General features: G+C 57.6%; 23 protein-coding genes and 3 tRNA genes. 15 read left to right on the top strand and 11 right to left on the bottom strand.

Annotated features, from left to right (window positions below; genetic code table 11):
* Positions 1 to 214 precede the first annotated feature (214 nt).
* Positions 215 to 1,444, top strand: a complete 1,230-nt coding sequence (locus tag HMPREF2562_RS02715; RefSeq protein WP_070546993.1) for an HNH endonuclease signature motif containing protein — start codon at positions 215 to 217, stop codon at positions 1,442 to 1,444.
* On the opposite strand, the gene HMPREF2562_RS02710 is transcribed toward HMPREF2562_RS02715, so the two are convergent.
* A complete protein-coding gene (locus HMPREF2562_RS02710) occupies positions 1,441 to 1,767 on the bottom strand; it encodes a transglycosylase family protein (protein WP_005511827.1) in 327 nt (108 codons plus the stop codon). The genes HMPREF2562_RS02715 and HMPREF2562_RS02710 overlap by 4 nt on opposite strands.
* Positions 1,768 to 1,860: 93 nt before the next feature.
* Here HMPREF2562_RS02710 and HMPREF2562_RS02705 point away from each other — a divergent pair, with 93 nt between their 5' ends.
* Positions 1,861 to 2,874 carry an App1 family protein gene (locus HMPREF2562_RS02705; protein ID WP_070549586.1) on the top strand — a complete coding sequence of 338 codons (1,014 nt, stop codon included), beginning with the start codon at positions 1,861 to 1,863 and terminating at the stop codon, positions 2,872 to 2,874.
* Positions 2,871 to 3,563, top strand: a complete 693-nt coding sequence (locus HMPREF2562_RS02700) for an AAA family ATPase (RefSeq protein WP_049172583.1) — start codon at positions 2,871 to 2,873, stop codon at positions 3,561 to 3,563. Before HMPREF2562_RS02705 ends, HMPREF2562_RS02700 begins: the two co-directional genes overlap by 4 nt.
* Here HMPREF2562_RS02700 and HMPREF2562_RS02695 read toward each other — a convergent pair.
* A complete protein-coding gene (locus HMPREF2562_RS02695) occupies positions 3,547 to 4,929 on the bottom strand; it encodes a DHA2 family efflux MFS transporter permease subunit (protein WP_070549585.1) in 1,383 nt (460 codons plus the stop codon). The two genes, HMPREF2562_RS02700 and HMPREF2562_RS02695, sit on opposite strands and share 17 nt — an antisense overlap.
* 59 nt (positions 4,930 to 4,988) lie before the next feature.
* Here HMPREF2562_RS02695 and HMPREF2562_RS02690 point away from each other — a divergent pair, with 59 nt between their 5' ends.
* A complete protein-coding gene (locus tag HMPREF2562_RS02690; protein ID WP_070546987.1) occupies positions 4,989 to 5,405 on the top strand; it encodes an iron chaperone in 417 nt (138 codons plus the stop codon).
* Between the two features lie 24 nt (positions 5,406 to 5,429).
* Here HMPREF2562_RS02690 and HMPREF2562_RS02685 read toward each other — a convergent pair whose 3' ends face one another.
* Positions 5,430 to 6,803: an aminotransferase-like domain-containing protein gene (locus HMPREF2562_RS02685; RefSeq protein WP_070546985.1), complete on the bottom strand. Its 1,374-nt coding sequence runs from the start codon at positions 6,801 to 6,803 to the stop codon at positions 5,430 to 5,432.
* On the opposite strand from HMPREF2562_RS02685, the gene HMPREF2562_RS02680 reads away from it, so the two are divergent.
* Positions 6,802 to 8,064, top strand: coding sequence for an aminotransferase class I/II-fold pyridoxal phosphate-dependent enzyme (locus HMPREF2562_RS02680; RefSeq protein WP_070546983.1), 1,263 nt, complete (start codon positions 6,802 to 6,804; stop codon positions 8,062 to 8,064). The two genes, HMPREF2562_RS02685 and HMPREF2562_RS02680, sit on opposite strands and share 2 nt — an antisense overlap.
* Positions 8,065 to 8,188: 124 nt before the next feature.
* Complete coding sequence (locus tag HMPREF2562_RS11120; protein WP_255351592.1) at positions 8,189 to 8,311, top strand: hypothetical protein; 123 nt, start codon at positions 8,189 to 8,191, stop codon at positions 8,309 to 8,311.
* A gap of 38 nt (positions 8,312 to 8,349) precedes the next feature.
* On the opposite strand, the gene HMPREF2562_RS02670 is transcribed toward HMPREF2562_RS11120, so the two are convergent.
* Positions 8,350 to 9,165 carry a hypothetical protein gene (locus tag HMPREF2562_RS02670; protein WP_049172588.1) on the bottom strand — a complete coding sequence of 272 codons (816 nt, stop codon included), beginning with the start codon at positions 9,163 to 9,165 and terminating at the stop codon, positions 8,350 to 8,352.
* A gap of 631 nt (positions 9,166 to 9,796) precedes the next feature.
* Positions 9,797 to 9,880 (bottom strand) — tRNA-Leu (locus HMPREF2562_RS02665).
* Positions 9,881 to 10,145: 265 nt separating this feature from the next.
* Between HMPREF2562_RS02665 and HMPREF2562_RS02660 the strand changes: the two genes are divergently transcribed.
* The 7 genes from HMPREF2562_RS02660 (at position 10,146) to pknB (ending at position 19,368) form a co-directional block, all read left to right on the top strand.
* On the top strand, positions 10,146 to 11,045 hold the full coding sequence (locus HMPREF2562_RS02660; protein ID WP_070439233.1) for a DUF3662 and FHA domain-containing protein: 900 nt from the start codon (positions 10,146 to 10,148) through the stop codon (positions 11,043 to 11,045).
* Between the two features lie 149 nt (positions 11,046 to 11,194).
* On the top strand, positions 11,195 to 11,656 hold the full coding sequence (locus tag HMPREF2562_RS02655; protein WP_016421758.1) for an FHA domain-containing protein FhaB/FipA: 462 nt from the start codon (positions 11,195 to 11,197) through the stop codon (positions 11,654 to 11,656).
* Positions 11,653 to 12,987: a PP2C family protein-serine/threonine phosphatase gene (locus HMPREF2562_RS02650; RefSeq protein WP_049193413.1), complete on the top strand. Its 1,335-nt coding sequence runs from the start codon at positions 11,653 to 11,655 to the stop codon at positions 12,985 to 12,987. Before HMPREF2562_RS02655 ends, HMPREF2562_RS02650 begins: the two co-directional genes overlap by 4 nt.
* Positions 12,984 to 14,345, top strand: a complete 1,362-nt coding sequence (locus HMPREF2562_RS02645; RefSeq protein ID WP_069358904.1) for an FtsW/RodA/SpoVE family cell cycle protein — start codon at positions 12,984 to 12,986, stop codon at positions 14,343 to 14,345. Before HMPREF2562_RS02650 ends, HMPREF2562_RS02645 begins: the two co-directional genes overlap by 4 nt.
* Positions 14,346 to 15,782, top strand: coding sequence for a penicillin-binding transpeptidase domain-containing protein (locus tag HMPREF2562_RS02640; protein ID WP_016421755.1), 1,437 nt, complete (start codon positions 14,346 to 14,348; stop codon positions 15,780 to 15,782).
* A gap of 2 nt (positions 15,783 to 15,784) precedes the next feature.
* Complete coding sequence (locus HMPREF2562_RS02635; protein WP_070549584.1) at positions 15,785 to 17,245, top strand: serine/threonine-protein kinase; 1,461 nt, start codon at positions 15,785 to 15,787, stop codon at positions 17,243 to 17,245.
* Between the two features lie 53 nt (positions 17,246 to 17,298).
* Entirely contained in the window at positions 17,299 to 19,368 is a 2,070-nt protein-coding gene (pknB, locus tag HMPREF2562_RS02630) for a Stk1 family PASTA domain-containing Ser/Thr kinase (RefSeq protein ID WP_070549583.1), read from the top strand.
* Positions 19,369 to 19,371: 3 nt separating this feature from the next.
* On the opposite strand, the gene HMPREF2562_RS02625 is transcribed toward pknB, so the two are convergent.
* Entirely contained in the window at positions 19,372 to 20,043 is a 672-nt protein-coding gene (locus HMPREF2562_RS02625) for an aminodeoxychorismate/anthranilate synthase component II (RefSeq protein ID WP_048731900.1), read from the bottom strand.
* Between the two features lie 135 nt (positions 20,044 to 20,178).
* On the opposite strand from HMPREF2562_RS02625, the gene crgA reads away from it, so the two are divergent.
* Complete coding sequence (gene crgA / locus HMPREF2562_RS02620; protein WP_005511903.1) at positions 20,179 to 20,448, top strand: cell division protein CrgA; 270 nt, start codon at positions 20,179 to 20,181, stop codon at positions 20,446 to 20,448.
* A 697-nt stretch (positions 20,449 to 21,145) separates the two neighbouring features.
* Here crgA and HMPREF2562_RS02615 read toward each other — a convergent pair.
* The gene (locus tag HMPREF2562_RS02615; RefSeq protein WP_369707163.1) at positions 21,146 to 21,682 is read right to left on the bottom strand and encodes a peptidylprolyl isomerase; all 537 of its coding nucleotides are present in this window, start codon (positions 21,680 to 21,682) and stop codon (positions 21,146 to 21,148) included.
* A 304-nt stretch (positions 21,683 to 21,986) separates the two neighbouring features.
* On the opposite strand from HMPREF2562_RS02615, the gene HMPREF2562_RS02610 reads away from it, so the two are divergent.
* The gene (locus tag HMPREF2562_RS02610) at positions 21,987 to 22,880 is read left to right on the top strand and encodes a hypothetical protein (RefSeq protein WP_016421751.1); all 894 of its coding nucleotides are present in this window, start codon (positions 21,987 to 21,989) and stop codon (positions 22,878 to 22,880) included.
* A 278-nt stretch (positions 22,881 to 23,158) separates the two neighbouring features.
* Here HMPREF2562_RS02610 and HMPREF2562_RS02605 read toward each other — a convergent pair.
* From HMPREF2562_RS02605 to gyrA, 4 genes are all read right to left on the bottom strand, one after another.
* Positions 23,159 to 23,231 (bottom strand) — tRNA-Ala (locus tag HMPREF2562_RS02605).
* 31 nt (positions 23,232 to 23,262) lie between these two features.
* Positions 23,263 to 23,336 (bottom strand) — tRNA-Ile (locus tag HMPREF2562_RS02600).
* A gap of 203 nt (positions 23,337 to 23,539) precedes the next feature.
* Positions 23,540 to 23,872, bottom strand: a complete 333-nt coding sequence (locus HMPREF2562_RS02595; protein ID WP_038627114.1) for a DUF3566 domain-containing protein — start codon at positions 23,870 to 23,872, stop codon at positions 23,540 to 23,542.
* 4 nt (positions 23,873 to 23,876) lie between these two features.
* Positions 23,877 to 26,393 (bottom strand): DNA gyrase subunit A, encoded by a 2,517-nt coding sequence (gyrA, locus tag HMPREF2562_RS02590; RefSeq protein WP_246819321.1) that lies wholly within the window; start codon positions 26,391 to 26,393, stop codon positions 23,877 to 23,879.
* Between the last annotated feature and the right edge of the window lie 179 nt (positions 26,394 to 26,572).

Genomic DNA, 26,572 nt, shown 5'->3' with positions numbered 1-26,572 from the left:
AATTTCGAACGGGTGTTTTATTTGTATTTTGGTACGCTACCCCGCGAACAACCCACAAACACCCAGGTAACATGTGCTTTTATAGTCGGCTAACCATCTTCGAAAACTCCCCAATATTTCTTTTCATTTCTCTTTACAAACTAGAAACATGCCCGTATGATAGCAAGTAAGTTCGAAAGAAAACCGACAACCATTGGAGCACCAGGGGGATCCAATGAAGTCCGAACAAGTACCCGAACCATATTGGGCTCACGAAAATCCTGAAGATGAGCTCTCAGCACTCGCGCGGGCTACCAACCGCGCCCAACTTGAGTTGATTGAAGCCTGCTGCCCTGCAGGTGATGATGACGTTGAAAACCATGCCGCTCGCATCAGCATTCGGCTGGGAATCACCCGCAGTGAAGCACTGCGTATCTGTGACATTGGCCTGTTGCTGGAGAAAATGCCACAGTTGGCGGAATACGCCCGGGAAAGCTGCGCATTATCCATGCGGCAACTCGGCATCATTGCACATGGCGTAGTCGGCATCGAGCCTGATCAAATACCCGATGCAGAGAAGAAGATTCTGGCATTGGTTACGCCACGGAAGCGTCGTCAAGCAATGATTGGTCCTCGCACGCTCACCACCAAAATTGGTGATATTGCTGCGGACTTGGATGACCGTGCTCGCGCCGACGGCACAATTCCCACCATCACCGACACGGAATCGGTGACTCTGGTGGAACGTCCCGACAGCTACTCCCAAATCATTCTCACACTGCGGCCGGACCGCGCCTATTTCGCCATGTGCGCAATTGAAACGGTCTTCCGCGCGAATGAGGAAATGACGCAGGCGGATGCATTTGTGGAACTCATCCACCAGCGCACCAATGCGGAAGTTGTGCTCAATGTTTTCCGCGAGCCCCACAGTGATGACGCCTGGCTGGACGGTGCCGGCTGGCTAGGCGCGCTGGTCACGGAGGAGTGGATGCAAAAGGTGACGCATGTCCGCCTCTCAGCAGACAGCGCCACCAATGGTTACCGCCCAACTCCAGCGCAGGTCGCCCGCGTCCACGGTCGCGATGGAACATGTCGCTTCCCCGGCTGCGAAGTCCCAGCGTACAAGTGCGATATTGACCATATCGCGCCGTACAACCAGGAAGACCCCGAAGCCGGTGGTCCCACCGACACGCAGAATCTGCACTGCCTATGCAGGAAGCACCACAACCTGAAAACCCACAAGCTCTGGGATATCACCGCTTATGAGGACGGCTCAGAGGTGTGGTCCTCTGCCGACGGCGTTACCGCGGCGACCGTCCCGGCCGGACCATTAGCCGGGTTCGGCCGACAGACTTTTGACAAACGCGCTACCCAGAAGACGAAAGCACGCCATGACCACTACATGAAGTGGTGGCTGTCATTCGCGGCTGTGCCAGATCTGGTCTTTGATGATGGGGAGGATTAACCCAGCGGACCACCGCAGTTCGGCCATGCGCCAGCACCCTGGGAGGCAAGCACGCGCTCGCCAATCTCAATCTGCTGCTCCTTAGTGGCCTGGTCAGCCGTCGGTGCGTACTGGTCACCGCCGTGGCCGCTCCAGGTCTGCTGCGAGAACTGCAGTCCGCCGTAGTAGCCGTTACCGGTATTGGTCTGCCAATTTCCGCCGGACTCACAAGCCGCAACCTGATCCCAGGCGCTAACTGATGCAGCGTTAGCGGCCGCGGTCGGGGCAGCAATCATGCCTGCTGCCACAGCGGCGGATGCGATGAACTTACCGGAAAAACGCATAAAAAGAGAACACTCCTAAAGGGTTGACTTTTCTCTTGGGCGACCAACCTACGCGCACCCTCCCCCGTCCTGTCAACCCGTATCCTGGAAAGCATGTCCGTGGCAGATGTCGTCCGCAAGACCGAGAGAAGGATCAACGCGCTGGCCGCCAAGCGTTCCAAAAACGCTGGTTGGGAACCGGAAATCATCGGTTTCACCGGGTACGGAAATGCAGAGCGCGTGCGCGTATTCGGCCGTGTCCTCCTGAAGGATCCGGCCAAAAAACGAGACGAAGAACGAAACAAAAAACGCGGATTTTGGCAGTTCTTTACCGTCGAACTCGCGGACTTTCCCGTCACCATCACTGCCGGCGACCGCACGGTGGAAACCACCACGGATAGCAACGGCTATATCGAGGTACTAATCAGGAATCACGGCCTGGAACCCGGCTGGCACGAAATCACCATCAACGACACTCCTGCAGAGGTCCTCATCCTCTCCCCGGAGACCAAATACGGCATCGTCTCCGATATTGATGACACCGTTTTGGTCACTATGCTGCCGCGCGCCCTCATCGCCGCCTACAACTCCTGGGTCAAGGAGACAGATGAGCGCAAGGCCGTCGCTGGCTTCGGCGAGTTCTATGCGCAACTTCGCCGTCGTTACGCGAGCAAAACGGACGAGGACACGGACGTCCCCGTCATCTACCTTTCCACCGGAGCGTGGAACACCTTCAGCACACTAAAAAAGTTCCTGCACCGCAACAACTTGCCGAAGGGCCCACTGCTTCTCACCGATTGGGGGCCAACGCCCACCGGCCTGTTCCGCTCCGGCAAGGAACACAAGAAGGTGCGGCTGCGGGACCTGTTTATTGACTTCCCCGAGATCAACTGGATCCTCGTCGGCGATGATGGCCAGTACGACCCGCTCATCTACGGCACGGCCGCGGCGGAGCATCCCGACAAGGTCGCGGCCATCGCAATCCGCAACCTCACTCCCAGCGAGCACGTGCTCTCTCACGGCACGGCGGTGCCAATTGAAAAGTTGGAGAACAAGGAGGTCCCGTTCATCGAGGGCGCCGACGGCTATGAACTGCTCAAACAGATTGACCAGCTGCCGCAACCATGATCTATCTCCGTCATGCCCGTATTCACGATGATGCCGAGCTCCCGGCGTACGTCGTAAAGCTCGCGCTGCCCTTCCCCATGACCTTCACCACGCCGATTACCATCCTGACCGGCGAAAACGGCAAGGGAAAGTCGACGGTGCTGGAGGCGTTGGCATCGGCGATGGGGGTCGATACAGACGGCGGCTCGCGATACAAGACGCAAGAGCGCACCTCCCCGGTCCCACTGGCGCTGACCAGGCGCAATCCCCCGGATACGTTTTTCTTTCGCGGCGACGCGCACCTGAACCTCGCGCGCTATTACGAGTCGCTTGGGCAGCTACCAGGTGGCAGAGAAATGGCAGACCTCACCCAGATGAGCCACGGCCAATCCATCATGACGCTGGCCGAACGCCGCTTCAGCGCCGAATCACTGATCTTCCTCGACGAACCCGAGGCCGGACTGTCGGTCCTACGCCAACTGGAGCTCCTCGGCCGCCTCGGCGCGCTCGCGGAAGCCGGCGCACAGATCATCATGGCGACGCATTCCCCCATCCTGCTCGCCGCACCGGAAGCAACAATCATTTCGCTTGACGACGCCGACACCACCCACTTCGAAGACACCCTCGCGGTACGGGCAACCAGGGATTTCCTAGCCGATCCCGTCGGCATCGCGGACTACATGGTGGAGCGTTTTACTTCGGATTCTTAAGCCCCAGCGCCGCCACGACACCCAGGGCCGACAGTGCCACCGGCAACCACATCGCGTCACTCATGGCGGTGGTGAAGTCGCCACGGTTGCTGCTGAGAGCTGCGGCCATGACGGTAGCAATCAGCGCGCTGCCCAGCACACTGCCAATCTGGCGGATGGTGTTGTACACACCGGAGGCGGCACCGGCGAGGGACGGGTCGATGTTGCGAGTAGCAGCCGTCGACAGCGTGCCCCAAATAAACGCGTTTGCCACACCGAATGCGGCGCCCGGCAGTAGCAGCCACAGCACGGAGAGGTCCTCGTGGATGAGGCAGTGGAACCCGAGCATGCCCACCAGCGAGGACCCAAAACCGATCAGCGCGAACTCGCGGAACTTCAGCCGGTCCAGCATTCGCCCAGTCCATGGCGCCATGACACCGGAAATGAGCGCCTGCGGCACGAGCAGTAGTGAGGCTTGGATGGTCGATAGGTCGCGGGCATTCTGGGCGAAGAGGATGATCGGGAAACCAACCGCGACCACCAGCGCCCCCGTCACAGCAATCGCCAGCGAGGAGATGGTGAAGTTGCGATCCTTAAAAAGGGACAGTGGCATCAACGGTTCGGCCGTGGTCTTGGCCTCCCACGCGGTGAATAGTCCAAGAACCACCACGCCACCGGCAATCAGTGCCCAGATCCAACCGGACCAGCCGGCACTCTCCCCCTCCTGAATGCCGAAGACCAGCAGGAACATACCAATCGCGCTGAGTACAACACCGAGATAATCAATCTTGTTGCGGTGTGTCTCAAAGGTCGGCAGATAGCGGAACGCAAAAACGAGCCCGATCAGCCCAATCGGCACATTAATGAGGAAAATCCAGCGCCAACTCAGCAGCTCAATCAACACACCACCGGCCAGCGGCCCCGTCAGCGAGGCAATTCCGGCCGCCGCACCCCACAGGCCCATCGCCGCACCGCGATGCGCCGGCGGAAACATCTGCGTAATCAGCGCCATCGTCTGCGGCGTCAGCAGCGCGGCCCCCAGTCCCTGCACCACACGGGCAATGATCAGCATGCTTAACGACGGCGCCAACCCACACGCCAGCGACGCCAACACGAAGATAACCAGGCCCGCTACATAGGTGTGCTTGACTCCCCAGAGGTCACCAAGTCTGCCGGTAATAAGCAACGGCACAGCATAGGCCAGCAGATAACCACTGGTCACCCACATGACCTGGTTGAGCTCACCGCCCAGTTCATGCTGGATGGTGTTGATGCCAACAGTGACAATGGTGGCGTCGACCAGAATCATGAAGAAGCCGAGCAAAACGGTCCATAGCGCTGGCCACGCCTTTTTGGGATCAAACTGAGTATTCAAATCTGTAGCCACTCGGAGTCATGTTAGTTGATGGCTCGGGTGTTAGTTGATGGCACAGTAAAATCCAGGCCATGGCTGTTCAGCATATGACCGATGAAACCACCGCCGAGTTCTTCGCCAATCACCTCTCGCGGGTAGATGATGACACGCAGCGCACTGTCGCTCTCGAGGTGTTGGAATGGGTTCATGAAAAGTACCCGGAACTCGGCGTTCGCATTGCCTGGAATCAGCCGATGTTCACGCTCGATGGCACTTTTATCATCGGTTTTTCCTACGCCAAGAAACACATGTCCATCGCCCCAGAGCGCGACGGCATTGTGAAGTTCTCCGACGAGTTCGATGACCGCGGCCTCTCCTATGGCAAAATGATGGTCCGTTTCCCCTGGCCAAAAGATGGCAAAGCCGAGTCCATGCCGCTGGACCTGCTGGCCAAGATGATTGAGTTCAACATCGAGGACAAGCGCGGGATGACCAAGTTTTGGCGGTAGGAAGGTCTCCGTCGAATTTAGTGGCTAGCCCGAAACCACGCTGTCCAGAATCATCGCAGCATCAACAAATCTCTCGGGATGGGGACCCGCGAAGTTCAGGCGTAAATACGGGCCGATTTCCTCGGAGGGAAACCAGTCCCGTCCTGGCGCAACTATCAGTCCCCGTCCTTCGCAACGTTCGGCAACCTCTTGGGGGTCTGTGCCATCGGGAAGCCTGCACCACAAGTTGAGTCCTCCTTGAGGCACGTGTGGAGTTTCCACCGACGGCGCATATCTGGATAAAGCTTCAAGCAAATCATTTCGTCGCTGTCGCAGTGCGACCTGCATATTTTTGAGGTGCGTCGCGTACGCACTTTGCTTGACGACGTCCAGCGCCACGGCCTGCAAAATTCCACTGGTGTACAACGCTTCGGCTGAAACTTCTGCGAGTATCCGCTGAAGAACCGGCCCCTTGGCAATTACTGCCCCTACCCGAACTGCAGGCGAAATCACCTTTGTCAGCGATCGCAGATAGATGACATGCCCTTCGGCATCATCCGCCGCTATCGGAACATCAGGTGCGTCGAATGCGAAATCATGTGCCCAATCGTCCTCAATGAGGAAAGCGTTGAACGCTCTTATGATTTCAATAATTGTTTTACGACGAGCTGTCGACCACCGTTTCCCATGAGGGTTACCGAACGTGGGTTGACCATAAAAAGCTCGTGCAGAACTCGTTCGTAGCAGCCTCTCCAAACTCTCGGGGATTGGCCCCTCATCATCACTTTCCACTGGTAGTAGAGAAATCCCAGCCTGCCGAGCAGCCAGGATTGCACCCCAATATGAAGGCGACTCAATGATGAGTTCCTTCGGTGAAATGGCACGAAAAATGGCACCGAGCCCGCTCTGTGTGCCCGGAACAATAACCACATCGCGCTCATTTGCCCGTACCAGTTGCGAAGCAAACCACTGCCGCAGTTCTGCCATCCCCCGCACCGGTGCTCGTCGATAGGCATCGCACGATTTACTGACTCTGGTAAGCGCTCTTCGTACCAAGTTCGTTGGCAGCAGAGATTCATCCGGATAACCGGAATGCAGACTGATTGCCTCATCAGTGGAAGCTCTCTGGGTGGCGGCCAGAACCCTTCCGGTATTGGGCTGAGGTCCCAGCGCTCCGACTTGCCAGCTAAAGTCCGCCCGTGGGAGTTGTTGGCGATGCCTGACGAATACCCCCACGCCGACTCGCACTTCTACCAGTCCGCGGGTAGCCAGTTCGTGGATAGCGTTTCGCACTGTCACCGGGCTAACCGAATACGACCGTGTGATTTCACGGCTGGATGGCAGCTTTTCTCCGGCTTTGTGTTGCGCAATCCACGTTTCCAGCTCGCCGACCAACATAGACGTGCTACTGTTAACCATGAATATACATAGTAGCGCTATCGTATCGAAGCGCGCAGTGCTATCCTGCCCAATCCATTTTTCGCATCACCTCGATAATGTTCTCTATGACCTGCGCGGACCAATTCAGGACAAGGCCGACGAGCTACAGCGCCAGGGCGTAAAGGTCATTCCCCTCAATGTCGGAAATCCTGCCCCATTCGGCTTCCGGCCATCTGCAGAGGTACTTTCCGCTATGCACCGTGGCCTCGAGGAAACTTCTGGATACTCAAATTCCCTCGGCCTGAGCGACACCCGTCAGACTGTCGTGGACTACTACTCGCAGAATGAGGACTTCCCCGCCCTCGATAGCAATCACGTTCTTGTCGGAAATGGTGTCTCGGAGCTGGTAAACCTATGTCTACAAGCTCTCATCAACGACGGTGATGAAATCCTCATCCCCTCACCCGACTATCCACTCTGGACCGCATCCACCACCCTCGCCGGCGGAGTCCCCGTGCACTATTCCTGCCTAGAAGAAAATAATTGGCAGCCAGACGTCGATGCCATACGCGAGTCCATCACAGCCAAAACTCGGGCGATTGTCATCATCAATCCAAACAATCCCACAGGCGCCATCTACTCACCGGAGACTCTCTCCCAGATTGCCCAGCTCGCACGTGAGCACAATCTAGTGCTGCTTTCCGACGAAATCTACGACCGCATTGTGTACCCTGGAGCCTCGTTCACTCCAACAGCTTGCCTAGCGCAGGATGTCCCCTGCTTAACGTTCTCCGGCCTTTCCAAGACGCATCGCTTGGCCGGATTGAGAGCTGGATGGGTGACTGCAACTGGATTTCGCGAACAGGACACCCTGCTTAAAGGAATTCGACTACTGGCCTCAATGCGGATGTGCGCCTCAATTCCAGCCCAGCACGCGATTGCTGCCGTGCTGGGCAAAGAACACAGCATCGACAATTTAGTACGACCCGGTGGCCGCCTCTTCGAACAAAAAGTTGCTGCCACTACAGCACTCAGCAAGATTCCCGGAATCTCGTTCATCGAGCCGCAAGGGGCGCTGTACATTTTCATTCGACTAGACGGCAATATTTACGAAATTGATAAGGATGAGGACTTCGTTCTCTCGTTTCTGGAAGCAGAACACATTCACATCGTCCAAGGCAGCGCTTTCAATGTGAAAGGCGGGACATATGTCCGGATTACTTTTCTTCCTGAGGTCGAGACAATTGAACATTTCGCCGCTCGCTTCGCAGCTCACCTGGAGAAGTACGCTAAGCGCTAGCCCCTACCTACATCGCTAAATCCGCCAGGGCATCCTCATCAATAAAGGCCGTCCATCTTCGACCCGCGCAGGTATTGAAAAGTTCTCCGACGAGTTCGATGCCCGCGGCCTCTCCTACGGAAAAATGATGGTCCGCTTCCCCTGGCCAAAGGATGGCAAGGCCGAGTCCATGCCGCTCGACCTGCTGGCCAAAATGATTGAGTTCAACATCGAGGACAAGCGCGGGATGACCAAGTTCTGGCGGTAGGTCGGGGTTGATTACCAGCCCTGGAAGCTGCCAAGCACTTAATGAGCATTCCTTTCCTCAGCGAGATCACGCAGGAATGTGTCTTTGTCGTCGCAGTAAATCTCAATCGAGGAAACCATCATTGGTCCCTTGTAAAGATCTTCTGCCACGACCTGCGAATCGACTTCTAACTTGACGTTCACTTCACTCAAAACAGGCACCCTGAGATTGCCGTGCTCGTCAATTGCTACGTCCCCTCCTTCACCTGCCGTTACGGAGCTCGCATGACGTAAGTGTGACCACGGAATTTCGCAAATAAGCCTTCGCCCATTTCGCAGTACGAGTCCTTGCGGTGTCATTAGATGTGGATGATCCCGAACAGTTACGTAAAATCCAGATAAAAGAACTACGGCATAAACACTAATTACCAGCAATAAATATCGCCAAAACGCATTAGAAATAGCAAAATGCACTATGCTTATTTCTGCAACGCTCAGCGCCAGTATCATAAAAACAACAGTTCGAAGGTTTCTATATGCTGTGAAGGATCTGACTTCACTGTCGACATTTCTCTGAGGCTTAAAAAAGGTGAAAGCAGCTAGCAGCGAACCAACTTCCGAAACGAGTAACGCTAGTATTTTTCGAGGTACGCCAAATTTCTTTGACGTCTCGGACAGCGAAGAAGCCCATGACCTGCCATTTCTGAGATAGTCTTGCCACATACCTCCAAACAGTAAGAGAAAAGCCGCAACCACCACGGCAAGTGGTAACAGGAATACCCAACCCGGCAAACCAGATACCACATTCATAAGAAGGAAAAGAACTCCTTCAAAAATAATTGCGGCACCCAGCATTGCTCTAAATACAATTTTCATGTTTGCCTTCCGACTATGAATTGGCAGGTTTTCCTCGGAAGAAGATTACTCACCAAACGGGCTCTCTCTTAATACTTCTTACACATTCTTGAGTTGCCTTTTCACGATATGAACAGGTACCAAATGGTCGTTAAAATATGGCCGTAAGCCAAGCTCATGACTGAACACCGCTATATCAATGCCCCAGATGGGGGCCGACTGCCCTCATGCACATCTCAAAACTATTCAAGTTTTCTTCTACTTTCAATACAAAATGAGTTGTGAGATTTCTACATTTCTTCTCGTGAGCCGTTGCAATGCTAGCTGGCCGACGCATCCGACGACTTATGGCCACGCTATTCACCTATCGATGCGCTACAGCGTGTCCACAAGTGAATAGCGCATCGACAAGTGAAAGAGCCTGGCCCACAGCGTGCGCATAAGTGCCGAAAAAGCATCGATAAGTCGAGAATACATCGATAAGTCCCCGAAACCTGGCCATAAGTGCCGGACAGGGTTAAAGGGGGGGGTAAAGGACAAGCCAACAATCTCAGCTCAGCATCTGCCTCTGCTTCAACCCAAACCCCACTCCAACCGCCACCGCAAACAAAAAAATCCTCGGAAGCTTTTACACTTCCGAGGATCTTCGCTGTGGGCGAAGGGGGACTTGAACCCCCACGTCCGTAAAGGACACTGGCACCTGAAGCCAGCGCGTCTGCCATTCCGCCACTCGCCCGTGGGAACGAATAGAACTATAACACCCCGCGCTAATACACCACCAAATCCCCAGGCCAGCGCGCGTTTTCCACCACTTTTCAGCACTTAGCAATAGCAACTTCCTCCACAACCGTCGTCACTATTTGATAAACCTCAGTAGTTCCTAGCCCTTAACTGAAGGTGTAGGGCTCTATACTGTTGCTTAAGTATCGATAATTTTTGTGCACATTTTTTTCACGTAACCCGCCGCGGTTTGGCGGGAGAAGGCGAATTTCTTTAGTCAGATGGATTTCCTAGGACGCATCCGCAAGCTCGATAGCTCGCTTCAGCGCGGGCTCGATAACAGCTTTGCGCGCGTGTTCGGCGGCAAGGTTGTCCCGAATGAGTTAGAAGAATGCCTGAAGCAGGAAATTGAAGACTTCCTGATGCAGGACGCCAACGGTCAGTACTTGGCACCCAATGATTTCCGCATTGGCATCAGCGCTGCCGACTACAAGAACCTTTCTGCGTCCGAGCCCAACCTGCCGAATCAGTTGGCTGACCGCATGACACGCTACTGCCGTAACAACGGCTGGGGCTTCACCGGTTCCATTAGCGTCCACCTGCAGGCAGTGGAGTCTCTCCACACCGGCCAGTTGAAGACGGCCAGCACTTTCACCGAGGACACCGTGGGCACCTCGGAGTTCGCCCCATTCGAGGACAGTGCCGATGATGCCAACACTGACGCAGCCCCGTCGCAAAGCGATGATGAACCCCAAGCTGCAGAGACCTCTGCCGCCTACCACCCGCAGCCTGAAGCTGAGCAGTTCCCCACCGCTTCCCGCCCCATCCCCGCGGTCGACCCAGAGGCTGCAACTGAGCTGAGCAGCGCGACCGTGGGCGAAGACCAGTCCCAGGAAAAGACCGTCACCCTGCTGTTGCAGGACGGCTCCTCGCGCGTATTTGAGGTGCGCCATGGTTCGAACATCATCGGCCGCGGCACCGCTTCCGACTTCCGTCTCCCGGATACTGGTGTTTCCCGCCAGCATGCCGAGATCACGTGGGACGGCCAGGACGCTGTGCTCGTCGATTTGCATTCGACCAACGGCACCATTGTCAATGGCGAACCCATTGAGAACTGGCTGCTGGCTGACGGCGACGAAATCTCGCTGGGGCATTCTGTTCTCGAAGTTCAGATCCGCTAGTTAAATCCGCTGATTCAGATCCGCTAAGTAGTGAGGTTCACCAGGTTCACATGCCACTGCCCTAGGTTTGCCGACACATTCCTGGAATAATTACGTCCGTGTGTTCGGTTTGCGGACCCACCAGCTCTACATAAGGAGGTTCCTCGGACGTGGAAGCTATCGTTTTTCTGCTTTCGCGCATCGGCGTGCTGGTCGTCCTGTGGTTTTTCATTTGGATGACGCTTCGCACCCTGCGTACAGAAACAACAGGCTCGGCTCCGCTGCGCCCACTTCGGCAGGCCAGCAGTGCTCCGGCCAAGCGTTTCCAGCGCTCGCAGACTCCACATCAGCTCCTTGTCACCTCCGGGCCGCTGGCGGGTTCGCGCATGAACCTAAACAACCAACGCGACATCACTATTGGCCGTTCAGAGTCGAATGCCTTCGTCCTCAACGATGACTTCGCCTCGGGCCAGCACGCTCGCGTCATCAACCGCGACGGCATCTGGTACCTGGAAGACCTGGACTCCCGCAATGGCACATTCCTCAATGGCCAGCGCGTGGAACAGCCGGAACGCCTGGCTTCGGGTATGGAATTTCGTATTGGCCGTACAACTTTGAGGTTGCAACCATGAGTCTTGCTCTGAATTACACGGCCCGCTCTGACCGCGGCCTCATCCGACAGAACAACGAGGACTCCGCCTATGCGGGTTCGCGTCTGCTCGCGCTTGCCGACGGCATGGGTGGCCACGCCGCCGGAGAAATCGCATCTCAGCTGATGATTGCGGCCGTCTCTCGGCTGGACAATGATCAGCCCGGCCCCGATTTGCTCGAGTCCCTGCGCAGCGCCTGCATGGAGGGCAATAACTCCATCGCGGATGAAATTGAGCAGAACCCCTCTACGCAAGGCATGGGCACTACGCTGACTGCTCTGCTTTTCGACGGCACCCGCCTGGGCATGTGCCATGTCGGTGACTCGCGTGGCTATCTGCTGCGCGACGGGGAGCTCATCCGCATTACCCGGGATGACACCTATGTGCAGTCCCTGGTGGATGAGGGCAATCTCACCGAAGAAGAAGCGGCAATTCACCCTCAGCGCTCACTGATTTTGAAGGCTCTCACCGGTCGCCCGGTGGAGCCTACTTTGTCTTATCGCGATGTTCACGAGGGCGATCGCTACCTGCTGTGCTCGGATGGTCTATCCGATCCAGTGTCCGCGGACACCATCAAAGACGTGCTCTCGGAGGGCACTCCGGACGAGGCCGCTACCAAGCTCATTGACTACGCGTTGAAGTCCGGTGGTCCGGATAACATCACCGTGGTGGTTGCCGATGTTGTCGATTCGTCGGCACGCACGCCTTACGAGCCCGCCCTGGCCGGTGCCCTGCAGAGTGCGGAGGAGGAACTCCCCCGCCCCAATACGTCAGCGGGACGCGCGGCGGCACTCCGCCCGCGGAAGTCACAGGAAATTGCAGTGACTTCGGCGCCGGAGAAGAAAGCTTCCAAGGGCAAGTGGCTAGTTATTTCTGTGGTGCTGGTGCTGGTGGCCGGGTTGGTCGGCCTTGGTATTTGGGGCTGGCAGAAGAAGGAGTCGATGTACCATCTCGCGGTGGTCGACGGGCAGGTGCAGCTGATGCACGGCGTGCCCGGCAGTTTGCTGGGCTTCGATCTGCAAGAGCCACATCAGTTCATCTGTTTGACCGATGACAATAAAGTTCAGCTTCCTCCGGCTGGGACGGCGAAGGAGAAGGTCGACTGCCACATCATGACGCCGGAAGATCTCTCACCGGCGGCACGCAATTCGCTGGAAGGTCTGCCAGCTGATTCCTACAACGGTGTCAGCGACCAGATTGGACGTTTGGCGGAGTCGGCGCTGCCGGTGTGTCTGTCCGTTTCCGACGATGACAAGAAGGATGAAAAGCTGGGCTCGAAGCCAGGAGTCAACTGTAGGCAGGTGCGAAAATGAGTGAAACTACCACGAAGCGACAGCTTCGGATGAAGGAAATGCTCCTGCTGCTGCTGTCGGCAGGATTGTTGCTTTTGGCACTAATTTCGCTGGAACTGGCTCAGGGTAACTCTCTGACCGGAGATGTCTTTTACATCATTGGCGGATTCTTTGTGATTTTTGCAGTGGCGCATATCGCGCTGACCTTTGTGGCGCCCAACGCCGATCAGGTGATGCTGCCGGTTGCAGCAACGCTCAATGCCTTGGGGCTGGTGATGATTCACCGCCTCGACCTGGCCAATGACACCTCGTTGGTGCGCAATCAGATCATGTGGACCGTACTCAGTGTCGCACTGTTTATCGGCGTGATTGTCCTGCTGCGCAACCACCACTCGCTGTCGCAGTACTCGTATCTGCTGGGTCTCGGCGGCTTGATTCTGTTGGCGCTACCGCTGGTGTGGCCGTCGTCGATTAATGCTGATGCCCGCATCTGGATTTCCATCGGCCCGTTCTCCATGCAGCCGGGTGAGTTTGCCAAGGTCATGCTGCTGATCTTCTTTGCTCAGCTGCTGGTGAATAAGCGCTCGCTGTTCAATGTGGCGGGCAAGCGTTTCCTGGGCATTGATTTCCCGCGTGTTCGCGACCTGGGTCCGATTCTGCTGATCTGGGGCATCGCTACCGTCATCATGGCTCTGCAGAATGACTTTGGCCCGGCGCTGGTGCTCTTCGGCACTGTGCTGGCAATGCTCTACGCTGCCACCGGTCGCGGTTCCTGGCTGATCATCGGCATGGTGCTGGTGACCGTCGGCGTTGTCGGTGTCTACATGGTTTCGGACAAGATTCAGGCGCGAGTCACGCATTTCCTGGATCCGTTGGGCTCCTACGACGAGGGCGGCTATCAGCTCTCCCAGGGTCTGTTCGGCATGAGCTGGGGTGGCATCGGTGGCACCGGTCTGGGCCAGGGCTACCCACAGAACATTCCGGTGGCACACTCTGACTTCATCCTCTCGGCCTTTGGTGAGGAGCTCGGTTTTACCGGCCTGAGTGCCATCATCCTGCTGTTCGCGATTCTGATTTCCCGCGGTATTTCGGCGAGCTTGGCGGTACGTGATTCCTTTGGCAAGCTGCTGGCGGCCGGTGTCGCATTCTCGATGGCCATTCAGCTGTTCGTGGTTGCAGCCGGTGTTTCCAAGCTGATGCCGCTGACCGGTCTGACTACTCCGTTCATGTCAGCCGGTGGTTCCTCACTGTTGGCCAGCTACATCATGTTGGCCATCGTGTTGCGCGTCTCTGACGAGGCCAACCGCCCCTGGGGTATTCCAAGCAACCCTTCGGGCCTCAACGACAATGTCAACGCATCTCAGGAGGTGAACCAGTAGATGAATAAGACCATTCGCCAAATCTTTGTTGTCGTTCTCGGACTCTTCGTTCTTCTACTGGCGAACCTGACCTACATCCAGGGCTTCCAGCAGGATAAGTACGCCCACAATCCGCTGAATAGCCGTCAGTTCCTGGAGGAAAAGTCCAAACCTCGCGGCCAAATCACCACTGACGGCGACATTCTGGCCCACTCGGTCAAGGGCGAGAGCGGCTTCTATGACCGCAGCTACGACACCGACCCGGAGGCATATGCCGCGGTGGTCGGATACCTGTCGGACATCTACGGCTCCGCCGGTATCGAACGCTCTCAGAACGAGATCTTGAACGGCAGCGACCCTTCGCTGTTTACCTCCCGCGCCCTCGACATGGTCACGGGCAAGGAACCCTCTGGGGCCTCCACGGAGCTGACGCTGTTGCCGAACGCTCAGCGGACTGCGTACCAACAACTCGCTGAACGCGGCTACGTCGGCTCCGCCGTCGCCATTCGCCCATCGACGGGTGAAATTCTCGCGATGGCCTCCACACCGTCGTTCAACCCGAATGACATCGCCGCCGGCGACGAGAGTACCTGGCAGTCCCTCAATAACAATGAGGGCGCACCGCTGCTCAACCACGCCACTCAGCGTCCGCTGCCGCCGGGTTCCACTTTCAAGGTGTTGACCACGGTCACGGCACTGGAGCAAGGCGCTTCCCCGGACACCTCGGTCACTGGCGCACCGCAGATTACGCTGCCGGATACCACCACTACGTTGGAGAACTACGGTGGCTCGACCTGTGGTGGGGCTACTACAACTCTCCGCCAGGCTTTCGCGCAGTCCTGTAATACGGCATTCGCTGAGCTCGGTATGCAGTACGGGGCCGATGCGCTCAAGGACGTCGCTAAGCGATTCGGCATCGGTGAGACCCACGATGACGCGGGCCTGCCGATTCAGCCCTCCGCTGTCGGTGATATTCCGGATCAGTCCTCGCTGGGTCAGACCTCCATTGGTCAGCGCGACGTGTCTTTCACGCCGCTGGACAACGCCATCATCGCCGCCACGATTGCCAACGGCGGCGTGCGCATGGAACCCCAGATCATCAAATCGGTGCGCGGTGCCGACCTCTCCGAAATCAAGTCCTTTAAGCCGATTGAAGCCGGCGAGGCGATTTCGCCGGAGGTCGCGGAGACCGTAACTGAGCTGATGCGCGGCTCCGAGTCGCACTCGGGCGGTAACGGTTCGCGTATTGCCTCCAAGACCGGTACCGCGGAACACGGTGCTGTCCGCGGCGAGTACGCACCGCACGTCTGGTACATCGCCTTCGCGCCGGACTCCGATGTCGCCGTGGCTGTCGTCGTGGAAAACGGTGGCGGCCAGGGCCAGGGCGCTACCGGCGCCTCCGTTGCTGCCCCGATTGGCCGTGCACTCATTGACGCGGTCGAACAGGCGGGTCGATAAGCATGGATGCCCACCAAGTTCAAGACATCGTTGGCGACCGATATCACGTTCGCCGTCTGCTCGGCCGTGGCGGCATGTCCACCGTCTGGCTTGCCGACGACGCCACCAGCGGCGAACTGGTTGCAATCAAACTTCTGAACCAGGAGTACTCGGACAACTACGAGTTCCGGCAGCGTTTCCAGAACGAAGCCGCCGCTGCGCGCAGCGTCAACAGCCCAAACGTGGTGAAGATTGTCACCTACGAGGAAGGCGACATCGGCAGCCACGGCGCGTGTTACATCGTCATGGAGTACATCCGTGGCGAATCTCTGTCGCAGGTGCTGCAGCGACGTCGCACCCTGCCAGAGCACCTGATGCTCGACGTGCTAGAGCAGACTGCACACGGCCTGTCGGCAATTCACGCTGCGAACCTTGTCCACCGCGACATTAAGCCGGGCAACCTCCTGGTGACGCCGGAGGGCACCGTGAAGATTACCGACTTTGGCATTGCCAAAGCCGCTGAAGCGGTGCCTCTGACGCGTACCGGCATGGTCGTCGGTACCGCGCAGTATGTCTCACCGGAGCAGGCACAGGGCAAACAGGTGAGTCCGGCGACAGACATCTACTCGCTTGGCTGTGTCGCCTACGAAATGGTGGCCGGCGCCCGGCCCTTCCAGGGCGACTCCACCGTCGCGGTTGCCGTGGCACACATCAACGAGGCACCACCTGCGTTGGCGCCGACGGTCAATCCGCATATCCGCGAACTTATCGGCATTATGCTGCGCAAGGATCCGCAGCGTCGCTATGCCGATGGCCGTGAGCTGGCACAGGCTGTTTTGCGAGTGCGCGCGGGGCACCGCCCACCACAGCCGCGTGGTGTGACCCCAACGGTGCACCGTCAATCCAACGCTGCCAACCCGGCGACCACCGAACTCGGTGCCATGACGCGACCGCCCATGCCGGTGTCGCAGCCACCGCAGCAACCGCAGCGGCCACCGCAGCAACCCGCCCGACAGCGTAAGCCGGCAAAGAAGCGCAGCGGCTGCGGTTGTGGCTGCGGCAGCATTGTGCTGTTGGTGCTGCTAGTGTTGCTGGCCGGTGCTATCGCGGTCGTCTATTCGCTGTCGACTACCGGTTCACTGCCAACCATTCCGAACTTGGAGCAGTACATTCCGAACCAGTCACAGCAGCAGACCACAGAGGAAAACACCGACCCCAACGACGGTTCTGGTTACGGTTGGTCGGGCGACAATTCCGGTAACTGGGGAAATAACGACGGCGGCAACAATGACGGTGCCTCTGACAGCTCCACTGAGCAGGACACCAGCGAGACCGCTCCGGATACGTCCGAACCGACTCAGGATTCGGGCAACGACAGTGGCGACGACAGTGGCGACGACTCCAGTGGCGGTGGTCTACCCGGTATTCAATTGCCCTTGGGAAATGACTCCGGTAATACCTTGGGGACTCCAGATGCACAGTAATATTCAGGTACAAGATGTTTTGGTGGAAATCCTTCCGAAGGGACTGACGAACAATGTCTGGCAATGACGATCTCCTCTCCGGCCGTTATCGGCTCGGCGAGCTCATTGGCGTTGGCGGCATGTCCGATGTCTACCGCGCTGAAGATACTGTTCTCGGTCGCTCTGTCGCGGTCAAGATGATGAGGGCCGACCTTGCCAGGGATGAGAACTTCCTCGCAAGGTTCCGTCGTGAAGCGAAAAACTCAGCGCTGCTGAATCACCCGTCGATCGTGTCGGTGTACGACACCGGCGAGACGGATAGCCCGATGGGGCGCGTGCCTTTCATTGTCATGGAGCTGATTCAGGGCGAGACCCTGCGTGATCTTGTTCGTCGTGAGGGGCGGCTCGACCCGAAGAAGGCCGCATCGATCATGGCATCGGTGTGTGATGCGCTGACGGCATCCCACCATGCGGGCATTATTCACCGTGACATCAAGCCAGCGAACATCATGCTGACCAACACCGGCAAGGTGAAGGTGATGGACTTCGGCATCGCTCGCGCGCTCGGTGATTCCACCACGATGACGCAGACTGCGGCGGTGCTGGGTACCGCGCAATACCTCTCGCCGGAGCAGGCGCGCGGTAAGACCGCCGACGCCCGTTCCGATATCTACGCTGTCGGCTGCGTACTTTTCGAGGCCGTCACGGGCGCCCCGCCATTCACCGGTGAAACCCCTCTTTCTGTCGCTTACCAGCACGTTCAGGACCAGCCGCCGCGGCCTTCAGGGAAGCTCAACACCGACCCGAACACGGCTCAGGCCCTCGACGCGGTGCTGTTGACCGCGATGGCCAAGGATCCGATGGAGCGCTACGACTCCGCAGAGGACTTCGCCCAGGATTTGCGTCGTCTTGCACGCGGCGAGGATCCGTTGGCGCTGGCGCACCACGGCGCGCATGACGACGATGCGAAGACCACCGAATTCCTTCCGGCAACTCCGTCGGATGCTGAGACCCGGGTGACCCCTGCGCAGCAGGCAACTCCGGCTCCGGCTCCGGCCGCTGTCCCTGCTCCGGCTCCGGAACCGGAGAGAGCGGCTGCCCAGCCGGAAGCCCCTGCTCAGATCGCTAACACTGACGAGCCTGAGAAAAAGAAGGGTGGCGCAGGAAAGACTGTCGCACTGGCGGCTGCTGCGCTGGTCGCTCTCGGCGGTGTCGGCTACGGCGCCTACCAGCTCTTCAACTCGTCCACCGAGGTCGAGACCGTTGCCATTCCGCAGGTCGAGGGTCTAAATGTCAATGAGGCAACGGAGGTTCTCGAGCAGGCTGGTTTCGTGGTCAACCGCGTCGACGAGCCGAACCCAGATGTGCCCCGAGACACGGTGATTGCCACCGAACCGGGTGTCGGATCGGGGTTGCCGCAGGGATCTCGCATCAAGCTGCGCGTATCTTCGGGCCCGGAGTTGACCAATGTGCCGGATGTGCGCGACAAACAGGCAGAGGAAGCTCGCCGCCTGCTCGAGGAGGCGGGGCTTGTAGTCAATCCGAAACTGCAAGAGGAACCGAGTGAGGACGTTCCGCGTGGCAATGTCATCGAGCAGTCTCCAGCTGCCGGTTCTCAGGTGTCGAAGGGAACCCGTGTAACTTTGACTGTCTCCTCCGGTATCGAGACCAAGACTGTTCCGGATGTCACTGGTCAGAGGTTGGATTCCGCCCGCACGACCCTCGAATCCGCTGGTTTCGTTGTCGAGGTGGTGGAGGTTGACTCCACTGAGGAACAGGGAACCGTTGTTGAGGTTCCCCAGAAGGGCACGGAGCTCACCGTCGGAACGACTGTCGAGCTGCACGTTTCGCGCGGCAACCAAATTAAGATGCCACGAGTTGAGGGCCAGACTCGCAGCGATGCGGAGAAGGCACTCACCAATGCCGGCTTCGAGGGAACTATCCGCACCGAGGAAGTCACCACGCTGGATCTGTCCAAGGTCGACCACGTGGAGAAGGCCGACCCGTCGGCCGGCTCCAAGGTCAACAAGGACGGCGAGGTCACCCTGCGCGTCTACCGGCTGGGGGTTGCCCCGGAGAGCTCTTCAGAGGAACGGCCTGCTCCGGAACCTCCCATAAGGCTGCCGGATCTGCTGCCTAACTAGCGGCTAGTGTGCCAGCACGTCTGAGAAGGCGCGCTGGTACACGGCCTGCTGCTCTTCCAACTCCGCCAGGAGTTCCTCGGTGTACTCACCGCCGGCCAGCCGCAGCCAATTGACCAGCATGCGGTGCCCGTACTGGGTGAGTACTGACTCCGGGTGGTACTGCACGCCGTGAATCGGCAGGTCGCGGTGGCGCATCGCCATCAGCATGCCCGAATCCGTGAATGCCGTGGCAATGAGTTCCTCCGGCAGTGTCTTCGGATCCACCGTCAACGAGTGGTAGCGCGTGGCAATAAAAGGACTGGGCACATCGGCCAGAACACCCGTGCCGTCATGAGTGACCGGGGAGGTCTTGCCGTGCAACAGCTCGTCGGCACGCACGACCTGCGCACCAAAGACCTCACCAATCGCCTGGTGACCCAAGCACACACCCAACACCGGTGTCGGCTCGTCCTGCCTGCTCACCGCGCGAATAATGTCCTCTGTCCACCCCGCATTAGACGGCTCACCGGGACCGGGCGACAGTAGGATTGCATCAAATTGCTTTACGACGTCGTCAACATCGCGGAGACGCGCATCATCATTGCGCCAGACAGTAACCGTTTCGCCGAGCTGGCCTATGTACTGGACCAGATTGAATACGAAGCTGTCATAGTTATCGACGACGAGAATCTGCATAACTGGGAATTCTACTGCCTGCGAACTTCACTGGTAAGTTCGGATGCAAAGTTTACAATTATGCATATACCGCGGGAGTGTAGATACCGCGCTGATCGCAACCTGCTGACCACAACCTAAGGAGTTTAAAGCGCTATGCCTAAGGCAAAGATCGAAAGCACTAATTCACCACAATCCGGTGGCTCCTCCGTCAGCCGTACCCCGGTCAAAATCAACAGCACTCAGACGCCGGTGTGGTACAAGGTGCTGATGTTCGGGTTCATGCTGATTGGTTTGGGCTGGCTGCTGGTCAACTACATCGCGGGTCCGCATATTCCGTTCATGGTGACTTTGAACGCATGGAACTACGTCATCGGCTTTGGTCTTTTCATTGTTGGTCTGCTGATGACTATGGGTTGGCGTTAGTCAGCTCTAATACATCGCACCCCCTCAGGCGCATCCACTTTTGGATGCGCCTTTTTTTCATACCTAAAAACCCAGGTCAATTCACCCCCGTCAATACACCCGTTTCCCACACGTTTTTCGACGAATGAGGATTTCCCTCCTACTGATCGCGCAAAAAAGTTATCCACAGAAACCTGTGTAACAATCATGTAATTTGTGGATAACTGTGGAGAGATTTCGTCCCAAATTTCTCACGGGTTACGTGACAGAAACCGTAAAGCATGATAACTTTGGTTCTATCCCCTGTGTCCACAGTATCCACAGCCTGTGGATAACTCTGTGAACAAGTAACATAGTTGCAAGTCAAGTTGTGCGTAACTCCAATATTCTGCGGAGTTCGACCACTTTCGAACGCTGGTTCGTAAATTACAAGAATGGAATTATCCACACATGTGCACAAGTCTGTGGACAACTGTGAATTGTTGTAATTTGTGAAAATTGGAACCCGTAACGTGCTTCTTGGCCCGTGTTCACCTAGGTGAACAGTGGAGTATTTTTTCCACAGGGCTGTGGACATGTGGAGAATCAACACGATGTGCTACTACCCCCACTACCCCTAAACACAACATTGAAGTTACGGGACGTCGTAAAGCGAAAATGGGCATGAAAAACCCGCCCGGAACAACCGGACGGGTTAAAGAGCGTAGAAGCTAGCGGATTACTTCTCGATGTCGATGGAGGTAATCACGACCGGCTCCAGCGGGCGATCCCAGTGATCGGTAGCCACACGAGCGATCTCGTCGACAACCTTCTTCGAGGCATCATCAGCGACCTCACCGAAGATGGTGTGAGCGCCATTGAGGTGCGGGGTCGGAACAACGGTGATGAAGAACTGGGAACCGTTGGTACCACGGCCGCCGCGCTTGCCGGCGTTTGCCATAGCGAGCAGGTACGGACGATCGAACTGGAGCTCCGGGTGAATCTCATCGTCGAACATGTAGCCCGGGCCGCCGGTGCCGGTGCCCAGCGGGTCACCACCCTGAATCATGAATCCAGCGATGATGCGGTGGAAGATGGCCTCATCGTAGAACGGGCCGGACTCGGTGCCAGAGGCGTTCTGCCCCTTGTACTCCTTGGTGCCTTCTGCCAGGCCGATGAAGTTGTCGACGGTATTCGGCGCGTGGTTGCCGAACAGGTCAATCACGATATCGCCATGGTTGGTGTGCACAGTTGCAGTAGCAGTCTTAATAGTCACGTTCCTTAGGATACCGACCTTGGTGGCCAATTGCTCCTACTGGTGAGTTTCTCCGTGGCAGAAACCAGCGAAAATGTTTCTCAAGATAAGGAAAAGAGTTCTTCGTTGACCCCCATGGAGGCCAAATAGTGCCTAAGCTGGAATGTGAGCCTGCTGCAAATATTTCGGCGCTAGGCCTAACTGGGCCCTAGCTCTTGGACTTAGAAGCATCTTGGTCTCAGAGGCACTGGCGCCGCAGCAGTATTAATCATTGATTGAGAATTAAAGGCGATGCCTGTTGGCGACGCACTAATAAAGGAGAGTCATGAACCCCAACGCAATCTCGCTGGCTGTCAAGGGACTGAAGTCCGCTTACGACAGCTACTCGGATTACCGGGACAAGAAGGCTGCAGAGCTCTACGACACGATGCAGGAGGCTAAGAAGGTGGCAGCTGCACAGAACGAGGCAGCAAAGGACGCAGCAACCAATTGGGCGGAAGACGTTAAGGAAAAGGTTTCCGACGCCCGCGATCAGCTCGCTGAGCAGGCCGAAGAACTGACCGGCAAGGTTGAGAAGAAGTCCAAGGAGACCAAGAAGCAGGCTAAGAAGGCTGCGAAGCAGGCCGAGAAGGACGCTAAGCGCAAGGGCAAGAAGACCCGTTGCAAGGCTCGCTGCGAGGCTAAGAAGGCTGAAAAGAAGGCCAAGAAGGCTCGCAAGGACCTCGAGGTGCGTACCCAGAAGGCTATCGACAAGGTAACCGGTAAGGAAGAGCAGCGCGCCAAGAACGGTCGCATCGCAACCGCTTCCCTGGTCTTCGCTGTTGTTGCAGCAATCGTCGGTGTCATCGTTTGGAAGCTGCGCAAGGACGACAAGCTCCCGGTTGACCCAGCTCCGTACCAGCAGAAGGCCCAGGAAGTTAAGCACAAGGTCGAAGAGAAGGCCGCAGAGGTCAAGGAGACCGTTGAAGAGAAGGCTTCTGAGGCTAAGGACAAGGCTGAAGAGGTAAAGGGCAAGGCAGCCGACAAGGCCGACGAGGCCAAGGACAAGGCTGCTGAGGCCAAGGAGACCACTGAGGAGAAGGCCGCAGAGGCTTCCAAGCAGGCTCAAATCAAGGTCGACGAGGTCAAGACCGAGAAGAAGAACGCTGACGACGCTAAGAAGATCTCTTCCAAGCCGTCCAAGCCGGCTCCGAAGCCGGGTCAGGCTCGCAAGAAGTAAATAGGCGGCTAGATAGCCAAAAGCCTTTTCACGCCCGATTGTTCTGTGCAGTTGATGCGCAGGCGGTCGGGCGTTTTTGGTTAAGCAGCAAACCTGACAACTTCAGAAAGACGGGCTGCAAATGTGAAACTGTGCAAGTTTATGACAGTTTCAAGCCATTTTTCACGCCATTTTTGTCATAAACGCAGTCAGTAACTCGGCGTTCTTGCCCCCTCCCCTTCTACATCCCCAAAACGCAAAAATCCCCCGGCCTTACGACCGGGGGATTTTGTTCCTTGTGGAGCTTAGGGGAATCGAACCCCTGACCTCCTGCTTGCAAAGCAGGTGCTCTACCAATTGAGCTAAAGCCCCGTACACCGAGCAATTATACCTTGTTCGGCAGTGGGCCTAGGAGGACTTGAACCTCCGACCCCTTCGTTATCAGCGAAGTGCTCTAACCGCCTGAGCTATAGGCCCCGTGGAACGAGATATAACTTAACCCGTAACCATGACACTTCACAAATCGCCTGGTCAGAGGCCTAAATATTGAGTTAAAAAGCAGTCATTAAGTAGCTATTACGGCTACTCCACGACCAGATCGCTGAAAACACCTCTGAACCAACGCGGCCCCGGGGCCACCGAACGGGGGTGACACCGGGGCCAGCGGGAGGCTAGGCAGCCTAGCTGTCGTCGGCAAGCGAAATCTTGAGACCTCCGACGAGACCGCCGCACGCGTTGTAGATGACTGCGCCGAGGGCCATGAACCCAATCGACAGCACCCACCACAGCGCTCCTACAGCGGCCGCCAGGCCAAGGACAAGACCCGCGCTGATGGAATCCTCCCCGCCAATCATTTCACTAATCGGAGCGAGCAATCCCATCCCGGAGAGCAAGAGGTAGAGCAGGCCAACCGCGGCAAGCCAGACGAGGAAGCCAATGAAGCCAGTGGCCGCCGTAATGCGCATGGCGGACCAGGGACTCACCTTGTCGACTACCAAGTTAGTTTCGGCCATGCGCTTACTCCTTCTCCGCCTCCGAGTCACCGGACTCGGCGGCACCGGTGCTCTTGGTGGCGCCGGTGCGCTTCGGGACTACGTCCAGGGTTCCGGCCTCAGAGACCTTGGAAGCGGTCTCCTCACCCTCATCCTCAACGTTGCGGTCGATAGCCAGCAGTTCCACGCCGTCAGCGAGGTTGACCAGGCGCACGCCCTTGGTGGCACGCGAGGTGGCGCGAATCTCGTTGACGTTGGTGCGGATGATGTCGCCGGCGGAGGTGACAGCGAAGATTTCGTCGTCGTTGTCGACCACCAGGGCACCCATCAGCGGTCCACGCTTCGGGTCGTACTTGAGCGTCAGCACGCCCATACCGCCGCGGTTCTGCGGGGTGTACTCGCTGAGCTTGGTCTTCTTACCGAAGCCGCCGGTCGTTGCGACCAGCAGGTTGTGCTCTTCCTCGACCACGACCATGCTGAGCAGCTTGTCGTCGCCCTTGAAGCGCATGCCCTGGACACCGGCAGTGGCGCGGCCCATCGGGCGCAGCGCGTCGTCGGAGGCGGTGAAGCGGATAGCCTGGCCGCGCTCGGAGACGAGCAGCAGGTCATCGTCAGCAGAGCACAGACGGGCACCGATGAGGGAGTCGCCTTCGCGCAGGTTGATGGCAATCAGGCCAGCGGAGCGAGCGGACTCGTAGTCCTCCAGGCGAGACTTCTTGACCTTGCCCTCGCTGGTGGCCAGCACCAGGTACGGGCTGTCCTGGTAGCTCTGAATCTGCAGCACCTCGGCGATGCGCTCCTCCGGCTGGAACTCCAGCAGATTGGCGACATGCTGGCCGCGGGCGGCGCGAGTGGCCTCCGGCAGTTCGTAGGCCTTGAGACGGTAGACGCGACCCTTGTTGGTGAAGAACAGAATCCAGTCGTGCGTGGAGCAGACGAAGAAGTGGCGGACAATGTCGTCCTGCTTCAGATCCGCACCGCGCACGCCCTTGCCACCACGGCGCTGGGCCTTGTAGGCATCGACCTTGGTGCGCTTGGCGTAGCCCGTGGAAGTAATGGTCACAACCACGTTTTCGCGGGCGATGAGGTCCTCTTCGGTGACATCGCCCTCAGCGGCCACAATCTGGGTACGACGGTCATCGCCGTACTTCTCCACAACCTCGGTCAGCTCTTCCTTGACGATGGCGCGCTGACGCTCCGGGTTAGCCAGGATGTCCTTCAGGTCGGCGATCTCAAGCTCGATCTCAGCCAACTCGTCAATAATCTTCTGGCGCTCCAGAGCAGCCAGACGACGCAGCTGCATCGCCAAAATGGCGTCAGCCTGAATCTCGTCGATTTCGAGCAGACCCATCAGGCCCGTGCGCGCGGTATCAACCGTGGCAGACCGGCGAATCAGAGCGATGACCTCGTCCAACATATCCAGGGCCTTGACCAGGCCACGCAGGATATGGGCGCGCTTTTCCTTCTCGTCCAGGCGGAACTGGGTCCGTCGAACGATGACCTCAATCTGGTGGGCGACATACAGCGTCACCATCTGGTCAATGCGCAGCGTACGAGGCACACCGTCGACGATGGCGAGCATGTTCGCACCGAAGCTGGTCTGCAGCTGGGAGTGCTTGTACAGGTTGTTCAGCACCACACGCGGCACGGCGTCGCGCTTGAGCTTGACGACGATACGCATGCCCCACTTCAGGTCAGATTCGTCATCAATCGAGGCAATGCCCTGCAGACGCCCGTCCTTGACCTGATCCGCGATGTTGGCAATCATGCGGTCCGGGTTGACCTGGTACGGCAGCTCAGTGATGACAATCGACTGACGAGTGCCCTCCTGCTCAATCGAGGTCACACCGCGCATGCGAATCGAACCACGGCCGGTGGTGTAGGCCTCCTTGATGCCCTTATCGCCGACAATTTGGGCGGCAGTTGGGAAATCCGGGCCCTTGATGCGTTCCATGACCGCATCCAGCGTGGTCTTTTCATCCGCTTCCGGGTTGTCCAGGCACCAGTTGATGGCATCCGCGACCTCACGGAGGTTGTGCGGTGGGATGTTGGTGGCCATACCGACGGCAATACCGCCAGAGCCGTTCATCAACAGCTGCGGGACACGCGACGGCAGAATCACAGGCTCTGTCGTACGACCGTCGTAGTTCGGCTGGAAATCGACGGTGTTTTCGCGAATGTCGCGCACCATTTCCATGGCCAACGGCGTCAGACGGGCCTCGGTGTAACGCATAGCTGCGGGACCGTCGTCACCGCGGGAGCCGAAGTTACCCTGACCGTCAACAAGCGGATAGCGCATGGACCACGGCTGCGCCATGCGCACCATGGTGTCGTAAATAGCGCTGTCGCCGTGCGGGTGGTAGTTACCCATCGTGTCCGAAACCGGCTTTGCGGACTTCACATAGCCGCGCTCCGGGCGGTAGCCGTTGTCGAACATGGCGTAGAGAATGCGGCGGTGCACCGGCTTGAGACCATCACGAATCTCCGGCAGCGCACGGCCAACAATCACGCTCATGGCGTAGTCGATATAGCTCGACTGCATCTCTTCATTGATGTCGATCGGGCGAACCTGGTGGCCCAATACTCCACTTCCGAAAGATGAGCCGTCGTTGTTGTTATCGTCGCTCAATGACTGCTTCCTTTACTTAAAAGAGGTTCGCATCCATTCTACAGGGCTTTAGAGCCCGCTTTTCGACGCCGTGTGCAACTTTTCGATACCAT

The organism is Corynebacterium sp. HMSC077G07 (assembly GCF_001809225.1).
GTDB lineage: Bacteria > Actinomycetota > Actinomycetes > Mycobacteriales > Mycobacteriaceae > Corynebacterium > Corynebacterium jeikeium_D.
This window is presented reverse-complemented; position numbering and strand designations above follow the sequence as displayed.